Source organism: Geodermatophilus poikilotrophus (genome assembly GCF_900111455.1).
Lineage (GTDB): Bacteria > Actinomycetota > Actinomycetes > Mycobacteriales > Geodermatophilaceae > Geodermatophilus > Geodermatophilus poikilotrophus.
In genome coordinates this window covers 61,869-76,303 of the sequence record NZ_FOIE01000011.1, presented here as the reverse complement: position 1 = coordinate 76,303, position 14,435 = coordinate 61,869, and the positions used below count along the sequence as shown (strand labels likewise).

The following is a 14,435-nucleotide window of genomic DNA, read 5'->3' as shown; positions in this document are numbered from 1 at the left end:
GCCCCGCGGGCGGTCAGGGACCGGTCGGCTGGCCGGCCCGGCGCCAGTCGCGCAGGGCGAGGACCGGGACGGTCGTCCACAGCAGGACGCCGAGCAGCTTGGCGCCGTCCTCGAGCAGGTGCAGCCCGGGGAACAGCTGGTCGGCGACGATCGACAGACCGAGCAGCGCGGCGCCGAGGAGGAAGGCCACCGACGAGGCCGTCCAGGGGTGGCGCAGGAAGGGGACCAGCAGCAGGAGCGCCGCCAGCGCGTAGACCGCCAGGAACGCCTCCTGCGGGACGCCGTTGATCGGCCCGACCTCGTCGTGGATCAGCAGCGCGTCGTCGGCCGCCAGCACCACCGCGAAGAGCCCGAGCGCCACCAGCCGTGGCCGCTCCTGCGGCACGAGCCAGGCGGCCAGCAGCGTGCAGGCGGCGACGACCGCCCACACCATGTCGGTGAAGACGGCGACCGAGCCGGTGTACCAGGCGACGTCCGCGCTGGTCTGCGGGTCGCGGGTGAGCACCGCCACCGGCTCGCCGAAGGACCAGGCGGCCGCTTGCGTGGCGGCCAGGGCCAGGAACCCGACGGCCAGCGCCGCGCCCAGGACCTGCCAGGTGGCAGGCCCGGGCGTCGGCCGGCTCGCGGGTCGCCGGACCGGGTGCGGCGGATGGCTCACCGCTGATCCCTCGGGGGACGGGAGGGTGCTGTCGGACACGGGGTGCAGGGTAGGAGCCGCAACGCCCCGGTGCGCCCGCCGGCCCGTCTCGACCGCACGTTCACCTGTCCGTGCCCGGCCGACCCCACGGTCGGGTGACCCGGCGGGGTCGCTCAGCCGGGGAACAGCGCGTCGATCCGGCGAGCGAGCTGGAGGTCCAGCTCGGTGACCCCGCCTGCCGAGTGGGTGACCAGCGTCAGGTGCAGGGTGCGCCAGCGCAGGTCGACGTCGGGGTGGTGGTCCAGCTGCTCGGCGACGAACGCGAGCCGCACCAGCGCGGCGACGGCGTCCGGGAAGCCGGACAGCTCCACGCTGCGGCGGATGCCCTCGCCGTCCCCCGACCACAGCGGCAGCCCGGACAGCGCGACGGCGAGCTCGTCTGGGGACAGTCGGGGTGGTCGCGGCACGACGGCCATCCTGCCGCCACCACCGTCTACAGGTGCAGGCCGCACTCCGTCTTGCCGCGGCCGGCCCAGCGCCCGGCGCGCGGGTCCTCGCCGGGGGCCACCGGACGGGTGCACGGCGCGCAGCCGATCGACGCGTAGCCGATCTCCTGCAGCGGGTTGACCGGCACCTGGTGCTCGACGGTGTAGGCGTCGACGTGCTCCTGCGTCCAGGCGGCGAGCGGGTTGACCTTCACCATGCCGCGCTTGGCGTCCCAGTCGACGACCCTGGTGCCCGCGCGGGTCGGCGACTCGTCGCGGCGCACGCCCGAGCCCCACGCCGAGTACCCGGCGAGGGCCTTCGCCAGCGGCTGCACCTTGCGCAGCGAGCAGCACAGGTCGGGGTCGCGGTCGTGCAGCCTCGCGCCGTGCTCGGCGTCCTGCTCGGCGACCGTCTGCTCGGGCAGCACGTTGACCAGCGTGATCGGCATGACCCCGCTGACCCAGTCGCGGGTGCCGATGGTCTCGGCGAAGTGGTAGCCGGTGTCGAGGAAGACCACGTTGACACCGGGGACCGCCCGCGACGCCAGGTGCGAGAGCAGCCCGTCGGCCATGGACGAGGTGACCGCGAAGTCGTCGCCGAAGGTCTCCCCGGCCCAGCGCAGGACGGCGAGCGCCTGCTCGACGGGGTCGGCGATCCCCTCGAAGCGGGCGTCGGCCTCCGCGGCGAGCTCGGGTGTGGGCCGGACGGCGGTCGTCATGGCTGCTGCACTCCTGTCCCGGTGAGCCGGACGGTGAAGGTCCGCAGGCAAGCAGCGCAGTGCCACTCGCTCCCGTCCCCGTGCGGGGTCAGCTCCTCGTCCCCGCAGTACGGGCAGAAGAACACGGGCAGCTGGCGCTGTCTTCCGCCTGCGTCCGCGGACTCCTCCGTCATCTCAGAGCAGCCAGGCTTCCTCGGCCCGCGCCACGTAGGCGGCGAACCGCTCGCCGGGCTCCCGGCGCTCGAGGTAGCCGCGCAGCACCCGCTCGCAGTAGTCGGCGGTCTCGGCCTTGGTCACCTTGTGGCCGCGGAACTTGCGCCCGAAGGCGGCCTCGGTGCCGAGGTGGCCGCCCAGGTGCACCTGGAAGCCCTCGACCATCTCGCCGCTGTCGTCGCGCACCATCGAGCCCTTGAAGCCGATGTCGGCGGTCTGGAACCGGGCGCAGCTGTTCGGGCAGCCGTTGACGTTGATGCCGATCGGCTCGTCGAAGTCCGGCAGCCGCTTCTCCAGCTCGGCGTAGAGGTCCTGGGCGTGCTGCTTGGTCTCGACGATCGCGAGCTTGCAGAACTCCAGCCCGGTGCAGGCCATCGTGCCGCGCCGGAACGCGCTCGGGCGCACCTGCAGGTCGTGCTCGGCCAGCGCCGCCACGAGGTCCTCGACCCGCTCGTCGGGGACGTCGAGGACGACCATCTTCTGCTGGGTCGTCGTCCGGGTGCGCCCCTGCCCGTACTCGTCGGCGAGGTCGGCGATCCGGGTGAGCAGGCTGCCGGTGATCCGGCCGGTGCGCAGAGCGAAGCCGACGGCGTTGGTGCCGTCCTTCTGCCGGGCGACGCCGACGTGGTCGCGCTGCTCGTGCACCGGCGGAGCCGCGGCGGGGCCGTCGGGGAGCTCGTCGTGCAGGTACTCGTCCTCCAGCACCTGGCGGAACTTCTCCGGGCCCCAGTCGGCCACGAGGAACTTGATGCGGGCCCGGTTGCGCTGCCGGCGGTAGCCGTAGTCCCGGAAGATCGAGGTGCAGGCCGCCCAGACGTCGGTCACCTGGTCGGGCCGCACGAAGACGCCGAGCCGCTTGGCGAACATCGGGTTGGTCGACAGGCCGCCGCCGACCCACAGGTCGTACCCGGCCTCGCCGTCGGCGTTGCGCACGCCGACGAAGGAGATGTCGTCAATCTCCGGCTCGGTGCAGTGGTCGACGCAGCCGGACATCGACGTCTTCCACTTGCGGGGCAGATTGCTGAACTCGGGGCTGCCGACGTACTTGGCCACCGTCTGCGCCATGACGTCGGAGGCGTCGAGGACCTCGTCCTCCAGGACGCCGGCCAGCGGGCAGTTGAGCATGCCGCGGGGGGTGTCGCCGCAGGCCTCGGTCGTGGTGAGGCCGACCGCCTCCAGCCGCCGCCAGATCTCCGGGACGTCCTCGATGCGGATCCAGTGGTACTGGATGTTCTGCCGGTCGGTGACGTCGGCGACGTCGCGGCCGAACTCGGTGCTGATGCCGCCGATGGTCCGCAACTGGTCGCTGGTCAGCGCCCCGCCGTCGGTGCGCACCCGCATCATGAAGTAGGAGTCCTCGAGCTCCTCGGGCTCCAGCACGGCGGTCTTCCCGCCGGGGATGCCCTGCGCCCGCTGGGTGTAGAGCCCCATCCAGCGCATCCGGCCGCGCAGGTCGGAGGGGTCGATGCCGCCGAACCCGGTGTGCGCGTAGATGTCGAGGACCCGCTGGCGCACGGTGAGGCCGTCGGCGTCCTTCTTCATCCGCTCGTTGGGGTTGAGCGGCTCCCGGTAGCCCAGCGCCCACTGGCCCTGGCCACGCTGCGGCCTGCTGCTGGTGCGGGGGGTCGTCACGGTGGCACTTCCTTCTGCGCCGTCCGTCGCGGCGCCGTGACCGGACGGGGTGGGCGCTGCCAGATCGGGAGGCGCAGCGGGTGCTGCGGGGGACCGAGGTCAGCGCGCGGGGCGACAGACCGCGCTGCTGACCAGCGCGAGGTCGATGTGACGGCGCGCGACGAGGAACAAGGCGCGACCGGTCACGCTCCCATGGTCCCACACGCGGCGGGACCGGCGGAGTGTGACTCAGGAGACAGGGGCCGCCGCGCCGTCGATGACGCTGCGGATCCGCGCCACGGACTCCGGCAGCGGGGTGACCGAGGTGTCGAGGACGACCTCCGCGCGCGCCGGCGGCTCGTAGGGATCGTCGACGCCGGTGAACCCGGTGATCTCCCCGGCCCGGGCCCGCGCGTACAGGCCCTTGACGTCGCGACCCTCGCAGACCTCCAGCGGCGTCGACAGGTGCACCAGCACGAACCGGCCGTGCCGCTCGACCAGCGCGCGGGCCTCCTCGCGGGCGGCCTCGTACGGCGCGATCGCGGCGACGACGACCGTGCCGCCGTGCTTCACGACCTCTCCGGCGACGAAGCCGATCCGGCGGATGTTGAGGTCCCGGTCCTCCCGGGAGAAGGAGAGCTCGCTGGACAGGTGGGTCCGCACGACGTCGCCGTCCAGGACCGTCACCGGCCGGCCCGCGGCCTCCAGGTCGGCGACCAGCGCGTCGGCGATCGTGGACTTGCCCGCCCCGGAGAGGCCGGTGAGGAACACGGTGACGCCCGGGCGCGGTGCAGCTGGCATGCCGCCAGTCTCGCCCAGGTCGGCGCGACGGCGGCTAGCGGCCCCGGTCCGCGACGGCCTCGTCGCGGAAGGACCGCCAGGCCTCCTCGAGGGCCGCCAGCTCGGCGACCGGCGCCGGCAGCTCGCCCGCGACGACGTCGGCGAGGGTCACCTGCTCGAGCACCCGGCGGTAGGCCTCGCGGGCGGCCACCCACACCGAGGCCAGCGGAACGGCGGTGCCCGAGTACTCGACGTCCTCGGGGCGCTGGCCGTGCACCTCGGCGAGGAAGCCCTGCTCCACCCGCATGACCCGGGCGATGGAGACCTCCGAGGGCGGCAGGGCCAGCCGGTAGCCGCCCTCCCGACCGCGCTGGCTGGTGACCAGGCGGGCGTGCTGCAGGTCGCTGAGGATCGACTGGAGGAACCGGGACGGGATGCCCTGCGCCGCGGCGATGCGGTCGCAGGTCAGCGCTCCGGGGGCCGCCGCGGCCAGCTCCACGGCGGCTCGGACGGCGTAGTCGACCCGGGCGGTGATGCGCACGGCGGCCAGTCTGCCCTGTCTGCCAGGGTGGCAGCGTGTCCCGGCTGCGTTTCACCACCCTGGTGGAGGCGCCGCTGACCGTGGCCTTCGACGTCGCCCGCGCCCTCGGCCGCCCCTGGCCGGTGCCGCTGGAGGAGGTCGTGTCGGTCCGGCCGTTCCGAGACGTCTACGCCGTGGGGCCCGGCCGCGGCTGGCGCCGGCTGACCCACTCGCGTCGCTTCACCGCCACCGGCGCCGGCACCCTCGTCGAGGAGCAGGTGGACTGGGCGACCGCGCTGCCGGGCCCGCTCGGACGGGTGGTGGACCCGCTGCTGCGCCGGCGCGTGCACCGGGCGATGGCGGTCCACCTGGACGGCTACGCCGCCGCTGCCGCCCGGCGGGCCCTCGACGTCGTCCAGGTGGTCGGCGCCGCACTGGTGGACGGCGACCGGGTCCTCGTCGCCCGGAGATCGGGCGGGCCCTACGACGGCTGCTGGGAGTTCCCCGGCGGCAAGGTCGAGCAGGGGGAGGCCAAGCTCGCCGCGCTGGTCCGCGAGATCGGTGAGGAGCTCGGCGTGGCCGTCGTCCCCGAGGCGTTCGTGGGGGAGGTGGTGCTGGACGGCGTCGTCGCCGGCGGGCTGCCGGGGGCCTCCACGCTGCGCGTGTGGTGCGCTCGCGTCGAGCCCGGGAGCGAGGTCACCGCCCACGAGCACAGCGAGCTGCGCTGGCTGACCGCGGACGACCTGGAGGCGCTGGACTGGATCCCCGCGGACCGGCCGCTGCTGCCCGCCGTCCGCGCGCTGCTCGGCCGGCTCTGACACGTCACGGGCGCCGTCCCGGAGAGGGACGGCGCCCTGGTGACGTGCCGGAACGGCCCCGTCCAGAGGCTCGCCCCGAGCTAGTGAGGGGTGAGCAGGACGGGGTCCTTCACTTGAAGACGTCCTTGACCTTCTCGCCGGCCTGCTTGAGGTTGCCCGAGGCCTGGTCGGCCTTGCCCTCGGCCTGCAGGTCGCGGTCGCCGGTCGCCTCGCCGACGGACTCCTTGCCCTTGCCCGAGAGCTCCTCGACCTTGTTCTTCATCTTGTCGATGCCACTCATGTCGACTCCTATCGTCGGTCCGAGGTGGGTACCCGGGATCGACGCACCTGACACGCAGGTGGGGTCGTCGGTGGAAGAAGTCCGGTGGAGAGCGGCTGCGGCCGTAGATCCTGGACGGCGGCGCAACGCCCGGCGCGTGCAACCGTGATTCCACCCTGTGAGATCCTGAGCCGAGGTCACAAGTCGGTGACGGTCGTGGACTGCCTCCGCGGAGCGCGCCTAGGGTCGCCGCTCGTACCGGGTTGACTCCCGCTACCTGTCCGCACGACCCCGGCCGTCCGTCCGTGGATGCTGGCTGCCGGCGAACCAGTCCGTTCCCCCCGCAGAGCGGGACGAGGGAGGCATTGCACGTGAGGTTGAGCAAGCGCTCTGCTGCGCTCATCGCGACCGGTCTGACCGGCGCGATGCTGCTGTCCGCCTGTGGCGGCGGTGACGACGAGGGTGGCACCGGGGGGAGCAGCGCCGGCAGCGACACCTTCAGCATCTACATCGGCGAGCCCGAGAACCCGCTGATCCCCGGCAGGACCAGCGAGACCGAGGGCGGCCAGGTCGTCGACTCCCTGTGGACCGGCCTGGTCGAGTACGACAACCAGACCAACGAGGCGGCCTTCACCGGCGTCGCGGAGTCGATCGAGAGCGACGACGCCACCACCTGGACCGTCAAGCTCAAGGACGGCTGGACCTTCCACGACGGCAGCCCGGTCAACGCGCAGTCCTTCGTCGACGCCTGGAACTGGGTCGCCTACAGCCCGAACGCCGCTGACAACTCGTACTTCTTCTCGACCATCGCCGGCTACGACGACCTCCAGGCCCCGACCGACGACGCGGGCAACGTGACCGGTGAGCCGGCCGCGACCCAGATGAGCGGTCTGCAGGTCGTCGACGACCTCACCTTCACCGTCCAGCTGTCGTCCCCGTACGCCCAGTGGCCGACCACCACCGGCTACACGGCCTTCTACCCGCTGCCGCCGTCCTTCTTCGAGGACCCCGAGGGCTTCGGTGAGCAGCCGGTCGGCAACGGTCCGTTCCAGGCCGAGGAGGCCTTCGTCCCGGGTCAGGGCATCACGCTGACCCGCTACGACCAGTACGGCGGCGAGCAGCCGGCGAACGCCGGGTCGGTCGAGTACGTCGTCTACGCCGAGCTCGAGACCGCCTACACCGATCTGCAGGGCGGCAACGTCGACATCATCGACACCCTCCCGCCGGACGCCATCGCCTCGGCCGAGGCCGAGTTCGGGGACCGCTACATCGAGACCGAGCAGGGTGACATCACCTCGCTCGGCTTCCCGACCTACGACCAGCGGTTCGCCGACCCGAACGTGCGCCGCGCGTTCTCCATGGCCATCGACCGCCAGGCCATCTCGGACGCCATCTTCAACGGCACCCGCCGGCCGGCCACGTCCTTCCTCAGCCCGGTCGTCAACGGCCACCGCGACGACGCCTGCGACGTCTGCGAGCTGAACGTCGAGGAGGCCAACCGGCTCCTGGACGCGGCCGGCTTCGACCGCAGCCAGCCGGTCGACCTCTGGTTCAACGCCGGTGGCGGGCACGAGGCCTGGATGGAGGCCGTCGGCAACCAGCTGCGGGAGAACCTCGGCGTCGAGTACAGCCTCCAGGGCAACCTCGACTTCTCCGAGTACCTGCCCAAGCAGGACGCCAAGGGCATGACCGGCCCGTTCCGCTCGGGCTGGATCATGGACTACCCGGTCGCCGAGAACTTCCTCGGCCCGCTGTACTCCACCACCGCGCTCCCGCCCGGCGGGTCGAACGTGACCTTCTACAGCAACCCCGAGTTCGACGCGCTGCTGGCGCAGGGCAACTCGGCGGCCTCGGACGAGGAGGCCATCGCCGCCTACAACGCCGCGGAGGACATCCTCATCCGCGACATGCCGGCGGCCCCGCTGTTCAACCGGCTCAACCAGGGTGCGCACTCGGAGAACGTCGACAACGTGGTCATCAACGCTTTCGGCCGCATCGACGCCGCCGCCGTCGAGGTCGTCGGCTGACCCGATAGCAGGACCCGCACCACCCGCCGGGGGCGCTGTCCGACCAGGACGGTCGCCCCCGGCGGCGCGCGTGCCCCGTACGGGGGCACGATGAACCCGGTGCCGTGCGCCTCGTGCGCCGGCACGTCGACCCGAGGGGGAACATGGGCCGCTACGTGGCGCGCCGACTGTTGCTCACCATCCCGGTGCTGATCGGCGCCTCGTTCCTGATCTTCGCCTTGGTCTACGCCCTCCCCGGCGACCCGATCCGGGCGCTCGGTGGGGACCGCCCGCTGTCTCCCGCGGTGGTCGCGCAGCTGCGGGACGAGTTCAACCTCAACGACCCGCTGGTCATCCAGTACGTCAAGTACGTCGGGGACCTGCTGCAGGGTGACCTCGGCACCGACTTCCGCGGCCGACCGGTGAGCGAGACCATCGCCCGCGTCCTGCCCGTCACGATCAGGCTGGCCCTCGTCGCGATCGCGTTCGAGGTCCTCATCGGCCTGGTCGCCGGTGTCCTGGCCGGGATCCGGCGCAACAGCTTCTTCGACAACCTGGTCCTGGTCTCCTCGACCCTGGTCGTCTCCATCCCGATCCTGGTCCTGGCGTTCGTCTCGCAGTTCCTGTTCGGGCTCAAGCTCGGCTGGTTCCCCATCGCCGGCACCCAGGAGGGGCTCTACAGCTACCTGCTGCCCGGCCTGGTGCTCGCCTCCGGCTCGCTGGCCTACGTCGCGCGCCTGACCCGGACGAGCCTCGCGGAGAACCTGCGGGCCGACTACGTCCGGACGGCGCGCGCCAAGGGCCTGCCCGGTCACACGGTCGTCATCCGGCACACGCTGCGCAACAGCCTGATCCCGGTCATCACCTTCATCGGGGCCGACATCGGCACGCTGATGGGCGGCGCCATCGTCACCGAGTCGGTCTTCAACCTGCCGGGCATCGGCCGGGAGGTCTACAACGCCGTCCGGGCCCAGGAGGGCGCTGTCGTCGTCGGCATCGTGACGCTGCTGGTGTTCTTCTACATCTTCTTCAACCTGGTGGTGGACGTGCTGTACGCCGTCCTCGACCCGAGGATCCGCTATGACTGATCAGCAGCAGATGGACCTGCGGAAGGACGAGGTCGAGGCCGGCACCCAGACCGGCCTGGCCAGCCCCTCCGTCGACGTCACCAGCGGCCGGCAGAACAGCCTGTGGAGCGACGCGTGGGGCGAGCTCCGGCGCAACCCGCTCTTCTGGATCGGTGCGGTGCTCGGCCTGGTCTTCACCCTCATGGCGGTCTTCCCGCAGCTGTTCGCCCGCGGGGCCCATCCGCGGAGCTGCGACCTGGCCAACTCCCGCGCCACGCCGTCGGCCGAGCACTGGTTCGGCTTCGACCAGCAGGGCTGCGACTACCTGGCCAACGTCGTCTACGGCGCACGCAGCTCGCTGATCATCGGCGTCACCGCGGTGCTGGTGGTGCTGGTGCTGGGAGTGGTGGTGGGCGCCGTCGCCGGGTACTTCGGCGGCTTCACCGACGGGCTGCTCTCCCGGTTGGCCGACATCTTCTACGGCTTGCCGCTGATCCTCGGGGCGCTGGTGGTCCTGCGCAGCGGGGTCCTCGGCCGGGGCACCTTCGCCGTGGCCATCGCGCTGGCCGTGTTCGGCTGGATGACGGCGATGCGGCTGGTCCGCTCGCAGGTGATCGCGGTGAAGAGCTCGGACTACGTCGCGGCGGCGCGCGCGATGGGGGCCTCGAGCCCGCGCATCCTGGTGCGGCACATCCTGCCGAACGCGGTCGCCCCGGTGCTGGTCTACGCCACGATCACCATCGGCGTCCTGATCGCCGCCGAGGCGACGCTGACCTACCTCGGCGTGGGGCTGCAGCGCCCGGCCATCTCCTGGGGGCTGCAGATCGACGCCGGCCAGGACCTGCTGCGCTCCGCGCCCCACCTGGTGCTCTTCCCGAGCCTCGTCCTGACCCTGACCGTGATGGCCTTCATCATGATGGGCGACGCCCTGCGCGACGCCCTCGACCCGAGGCAGCGCGCATGACCCGACCCGAACGGTCCACCTCCGTCCTGCCCGGCACCGCTACGCCGGTGCTCGAGGTCGACGACCTGCACGTGGAGTTCCGCACCCGCTCCGGCGTGGTGAGCGCCGTCAACGGCGTCAGCTACAGCCTGAGCGAGGGGCAGACGCTCGCCATCCTCGGCGAGTCCGGCTCCGGCAAGTCGGTCTCGGCGCAGGCCATCATGGGCATCCTCGACAGCCCGCCCGCGGTCATCACCGGCGGTGGGATCCACTTCGAGGGCCGCGACCTGCTCACCATGTCGCCGGAGGAGCAGCGCAGGGTCCGCGGGCCGGGGATCTCGATGATCTTCCAGGACGCGCTGTCCTCGCTGAACCCGGTCTACAGCGTCGGCTTCCAGATCGGTGAGATGTTCCGCGCGCACCGCGGGATGTCGAAGCGGGACGCCAAGAAGCAGGCCATCGAGCTGATGGACCGGGTGCGCATCCCCGCGGCCGCGTCCCGCGTGGACGACTACCCGCACCAGTTCTCCGGTGGCATGCGCCAGCGGGTGATGATCGCGATGGCGATCGCGCTCGACCCGCGGGTCCTCATCGCCGACGAGCCGACCACCGCCCTCGACGTCACGGTGCAGGCCCAGGTCATGGACCTGCTCAAGGACCTGCAGCGCGACACCGGGATGGGCCTGATCCTGATCACCCACGACCTGGGGGTGGTGAACGAGGTCGCCGACGACGTGGCGGTCATGTACGCCGGGCGGATCGTCGAGCGCGGCACCGTGGACGACGTCTTCGGCAACCCGGCGCACCCGTACACCGACGGCCTGATGAGCTCGGTGCCGCAGGTCGAGGCCAAGGGTGGCCGGCTGCTCCCGATCGTCGGCCAGCCACCGAACCTGGCGGCCATCCCCAGCGGCTGCCCGTTCCACCCTCGGTGCTCGCGCCGCCGGCTCGGGGACGCCGCGGCGCCCGGCCGGGAGTGCGCCACCGACGTGCCGCCACTGCGCCTGGTCGCCCCGGCCCGCGAGGCGGCCTGCCACTACAGCGAGGAGGTCCTCGGTGTCTGAGCCCACGACCGGGGCGACGGCCGCGTCCCGGGTCCCGTCGGCCGCGCCCGGCGAGGCGCTGCTGGAGATCCGCGGCCTGAAGAAGCACTTCCCGCTGACCCAGGGGATCGTCTTCAAGCGGACCGTCGGCCACGTCCGGGCCGTGGACGGCGTCGACCTGACCATGCGCCGCGGCGAGACGGTGGGCCTGGTCGGCGAGTCCGGCTGCGGCAAGTCGACGGTGTCGAAGCTGCTGGTGGCGCTGGAGCGGCCCACCGACGGGCAGATCCTCTACAAGGGCCGCGACGTCGCCCGGATGAGCGGCCGCGCCCTCAAGGCCTACCGGCGCGAGGTCCAGATCATCTTCCAGGACCCGTACGCGTCGCTGAACCCGCGGATGACCGTCGGCGACATCGTCGCCGAGGGCTGGGCCGTGCACGCCGACATCGCGCCGAAGAAGGGCCGGCTGCAGCGGACCCAGGAGCTGCTCGACCGGGTCGGGCTCAACCCCGACTACGTCAACCGCTACCCGCACCAGTTCTCCGGCGGTCAGCGGCAGCGCATCGGCATCGCCCGCGCCCTGGCGCTGCGGCCCGAGGTCGTCGTCTGCGACGAGCCGGTGTCGGCCCTCGACGTCTCGGTGCAGGCGCAGGTGGTGAACCTGCTCGAGGACGTGCAGGACGAGTTCGGGTTGTCGTACCTGTTCATCGCGCACGACCTGTCCGTCGTCCGGCACATCTCCGACCGGGTCGCGGTCATGTACCTCGGCAGCATCGTGGAGGAGGGCACCGACGCGCAGGTCTACGGCTCGCCGTCGCACCCGTACACGCAGGCGCTGCTGTCGTCGGTCCCGCTGCACGAGCCGCACCTGCGCGGGCAGAAGGACCGGATCCTGCTCCAGGGCGACGTCCCCAGCCCGGCCGACCCGCCGTCGGGCTGCCGGTTCCGGACCCGCTGCTGGAAGGCCCAGGACATCTGCGCCCAGGAGGCGCCCGCGCTGGTCGACCGCGGTCAGGGCCACCCCTCGGCCTGCCACTTCGCCGAGGCCCGCACGGTCGTCCCCGTGGACGTGGAGTGAGGTGACGCGGCGGTCCTCCCGGACGACGGACGTGCCGCAGTCGATCACGGGGTCGTTGCCGGTGACCGCTGCGTGTCCCGCCGTGTCGCCTGCGACGAGCCCATGATCGACGCACGCAGGGGGCGCGCGTGACGGCCTCGCCGTCCTCCGTCGTGGGCGTTGCAGGATGGAGCGCGTGACCCCTTCCCGCCGCCTGCTCCTGGTGCACGCCCACCCCGACGACGAGACGATCAACAACGGCGCCACCATGGCCCGCTACGTCGCCGAGGGGGCCCGGGTCACCCTGCTCACCTGCACCCTGGGTGAGGAGGGGGAGGTCCTCGTCCCCGAGCTGGAGCTGCTGGCCGCCGAGCACGCCGACCAGCTGGGCGGCTACCGGATCGGCGAGCTGCGGGCGGCGATGGAGGCCCTGGGCGTCGCCGACTGGCGCTTCCTCGGCGGCCCGGGCCGCTACAGAGACTCCGGGATGATGGGGACGCCGGCCAACGACGAGCCCCGCGCGTTCTGGAACGCCGACCTCGACGAGGCGGTGGCGCACGCCGTCGCCGTCGTCCGGGAGGTCCGGCCGCAGGTGGTGGTCACCTACGACGAGAACGGCGGTTACGGCCACCCCGACCACATCCAGGCCCACCGGGTCGCCATGCGCGCCGTGGACGCCGCCGCCGACCCCGCCTACCGCCCGGACCTCGGCGGGGCCTGGGAGGTCGCCAAGGTGTACTGGTGCTGCGTGCCGCGCTCGGTCCTGCGGCAGGGCATCGAGGCGATGACGGCGCTGGGGGAGGAGTCGCCCTTCGCGTCGCTGGACGACGTCGACGACCTGTCCTTCGCCGTCCCCGACGAGCTGGTCGCCGCGGCGGTCGACGGGCGGGCCCACGCCGGCCGCAAGGACGCCGCGATGCGCGCGCACGCCACCCAGATCACCGTCGACGGCCCCTTCTTCGCGCTGTCGAACAACCTGGGCCAGGAGGTCCTCGGCACCGAGTACTACCGGCTGGTGCGAGGGGAGCGCGGTACGGCCGACGGCTGGGAGGACGACCTGTTCGCCGGCCTGGACCCGTGATCCGGCGGCTGGCGGGCGGCCTGCTCGTCGTCGTCCTCGCCGTCTGGCTCGCGCTGGTGGAGGTCTTCTGGTTGCCGCTGCGGGTGGCCGGCGTCCCCGTCCCGGTGTCGGTGGTGGCCGCGGTCGTCGGCAACCTGCTGCTGGTCGCCCTGGCGGCGCGGTTGACCGGCTCGCGGCTCGCCGCGGCGCTGCCCGCCGTCGTGTGGCTGGTCGTCGCTGTGGGCGCGAGCCTGCGCCGGCCCGAGGGTGACCTGCTGCTGACCGGCGGCGGCGTCCTCGGGTTCCTGTCCCTGGCCTTCCTGCTGGCCGGGGTCGTGGCCGCCGCCTTCGCCGTCGGCAAGGTGCTCGCCGCGCCCCGGGACGGCGTCAGGCCGGCGCGTACCGGTAGTGGTAGCGGTGGTGCTCGATGAGGCCCGCCCGCCGGTAGAGCGCGCGGGCCGGGGCGTTGGACGCCGCCACCTGCAGGTAGACCCAGCGCGCACCGCGCCGGGCGGCCCAGCGCTGCAGCCCGGCCACCACCGCGGTGGCCAGCCCCTGCCGGCGGTAGCGCTCCTCCACGGTGACCGCGGCGACCCCGAGCCAGTCGTCGGTGACCACTCCGCGGGCGACGGCGGCCAGCGGGGCCGGTGGCGGGTCGAGGCGCACGGAGGCGAAGACGACGTCCTCGGCGTTGGTGAGCACCGCGCGGGCGGCCGGCGGCAGCGGACAGCCGCGGTGCCGGTAGCCGGCCAGCCACGCGTCGTCCGGCTCGGGGGACAGGCCGACCGGGACGCCGTCGGCGGCGGTGGGCGACAGCGGCCCGGTCAGCACCAGCACGTCCTCGTCGCGCTCCCAGCCGGCCGCGGCGAAGGCCGTGTCGGCGGCACGGGACTGCCGGCCGGGCAGCTGGGCGCACGGCCGCAGCCCGCGGTCGGCGTACCAGCGGGCCACGGTGTCCACCGCCTCCGGCACCGGCAGGCCGGGGTCGCCGACGACGAGGGCGGAGTTGGCGCGGCCGGTGAAGCCGCCGCCGGCCCGCAGCAGCCAGTCGCCGAGGGAGTCCTGCTCCGTGCCGCGCCAGCCCCGGGCGGCCAGAAGCTCGAGGCCTGCGACGTCCAGGGGCGACCGGCTCTGTCCCACGGTCCGATCCTGCGTCGTCGGCCGGAGCGCCATCCCGGCGGGGTCGCACCCGGCCGGGGTCCGCCGGGCCACCCGTT

At 72.9% G+C, this 14,435-nt stretch carries 16 protein-coding genes; 8 read left to right on the top strand and 8 right to left on the bottom strand.

The genetic code is table 11. The features are described from left to right. Positions 1–13: 13 nt before the first annotated feature. The 6 genes from BMW27_RS21525 to BMW27_RS21500 all read right to left on the bottom strand — a co-directional run bounded on the left by BMW27_RS21525 (position 14) and on the right by BMW27_RS21500 (position 4,986). Positions 14–697 carry a hypothetical protein gene (locus BMW27_RS21525; RefSeq protein WP_139206955.1) on the bottom strand — a complete coding sequence of 228 codons (684 nt, stop codon included), beginning with the start codon at positions 695–697 and terminating at the stop codon, positions 14–16. 113 nt (positions 698–810) lie between these two features. Then, a complete protein-coding gene (locus BMW27_RS21520; protein WP_091448259.1) occupies positions 811–1,113 on the bottom strand; it encodes a 4a-hydroxytetrahydrobiopterin dehydratase in 303 nt (100 codons plus the stop codon). Positions 1,114–1,130: 17 nt separating this feature from the next. Further along, positions 1,131–1,841, bottom strand: a complete 711-nt coding sequence (locus tag BMW27_RS21515) for a phosphoadenylyl-sulfate reductase (protein ID WP_091448257.1) — start codon at positions 1,839–1,841, stop codon at positions 1,131–1,133. A 174-nt stretch (positions 1,842–2,015) separates the two neighbouring features. Beyond that, a complete protein-coding gene (locus tag BMW27_RS21510; RefSeq protein WP_091448255.1) occupies positions 2,016–3,686 on the bottom strand; it encodes a nitrite/sulfite reductase in 1,671 nt (556 codons plus the stop codon). Between the two features lie 228 nt (positions 3,687–3,914). Beyond that, complete coding sequence (gene cysC / locus BMW27_RS21505) at positions 3,915–4,466, bottom strand: adenylyl-sulfate kinase (RefSeq protein ID WP_091448253.1); 552 nt, start codon at positions 4,464–4,466, stop codon at positions 3,915–3,917. A gap of 34 nt (positions 4,467–4,500) precedes the next feature. Next, on the bottom strand, positions 4,501–4,986 hold the full coding sequence (locus BMW27_RS21500) for an RrF2 family transcriptional regulator (RefSeq protein ID WP_091448251.1): 486 nt from the start codon (positions 4,984–4,986) through the stop codon (positions 4,501–4,503). 35 nt (positions 4,987–5,021) lie between these two features. On the opposite strand from BMW27_RS21500, the gene BMW27_RS21495 reads away from it, so the two are divergent. Next, the gene (locus BMW27_RS21495) at positions 5,022–5,783 is read left to right on the top strand and encodes an NUDIX domain-containing protein (RefSeq protein WP_175486609.1); all 762 of its coding nucleotides are present in this window, start codon (positions 5,022–5,024) and stop codon (positions 5,781–5,783) included. Between the two features lie 109 nt (positions 5,784–5,892). Here the strand turns inward: BMW27_RS21495 and BMW27_RS21490 are convergent, their stop codons facing one another. Further along, a complete protein-coding gene (locus BMW27_RS21490) occupies positions 5,893–6,063 on the bottom strand; it encodes a CsbD family protein (protein WP_175486608.1) in 171 nt (56 codons plus the stop codon). 350 nt (positions 6,064–6,413) lie between these two features. Here BMW27_RS21490 and BMW27_RS21485 point away from each other — a divergent pair, with 350 nt between their 5' ends. From BMW27_RS21485 to BMW27_RS21455, 7 genes are all read left to right on the top strand, one after another. Then, the gene (locus BMW27_RS21485) at positions 6,414–8,069 is read left to right on the top strand and encodes a peptide ABC transporter substrate-binding protein (protein WP_217638237.1); all 1,656 of its coding nucleotides are present in this window, start codon (positions 6,414–6,416) and stop codon (positions 8,067–8,069) included. Positions 8,070–8,173: 104 nt separating this feature from the next. Beyond that, on the top strand, positions 8,174–9,136 hold the full coding sequence (locus BMW27_RS21480; RefSeq protein ID WP_245743794.1) for an ABC transporter permease: 963 nt from the start codon (positions 8,174–8,176) through the stop codon (positions 9,134–9,136). After that, complete coding sequence (locus tag BMW27_RS21475) at positions 9,129–10,079, top strand: ABC transporter permease (RefSeq protein WP_091448247.1); 951 nt, start codon at positions 9,129–9,131, stop codon at positions 10,077–10,079. Before BMW27_RS21480 ends, BMW27_RS21475 begins: the two co-directional genes overlap by 8 nt. Beyond that, positions 10,076–11,122, top strand: a complete 1,047-nt coding sequence (locus BMW27_RS21470) for an ABC transporter ATP-binding protein (RefSeq protein ID WP_091448245.1) — start codon at positions 10,076–10,078, stop codon at positions 11,120–11,122. Before BMW27_RS21475 ends, BMW27_RS21470 begins: the two co-directional genes overlap by 4 nt. Continuing rightward, positions 11,115–12,179, top strand: coding sequence for an ABC transporter ATP-binding protein (locus BMW27_RS21465; RefSeq protein WP_217638236.1), 1,065 nt, complete (start codon positions 11,115–11,117; stop codon positions 12,177–12,179). The genes BMW27_RS21470 and BMW27_RS21465 overlap by 8 nt, the downstream gene beginning before the upstream one ends. Before the next feature lie 175 nt (positions 12,180–12,354). Next, positions 12,355–13,239 carry an N-acetyl-1-D-myo-inositol-2-amino-2-deoxy-alpha-D-glucopyranoside deacetylase gene (gene mshB / locus BMW27_RS21460; RefSeq protein ID WP_091448241.1) on the top strand — a complete coding sequence of 295 codons (885 nt, stop codon included), beginning with the start codon at positions 12,355–12,357 and terminating at the stop codon, positions 13,237–13,239. After that, positions 13,236–13,649, top strand: coding sequence for a hypothetical protein (locus BMW27_RS21455; protein WP_091448237.1), 414 nt, complete (start codon positions 13,236–13,238; stop codon positions 13,647–13,649). The genes mshB and BMW27_RS21455 overlap by 4 nt, the downstream gene beginning before the upstream one ends. Here BMW27_RS21455 and BMW27_RS21450 read toward each other — a convergent pair. After that, positions 13,606–14,358, bottom strand: coding sequence for a GNAT family N-acetyltransferase (locus BMW27_RS21450; protein WP_245743793.1), 753 nt, complete (start codon positions 14,356–14,358; stop codon positions 13,606–13,608). The two genes, BMW27_RS21455 and BMW27_RS21450, sit on opposite strands and share 44 nt — an antisense overlap. Positions 14,359–14,435 lie beyond the last annotated feature (77 nt).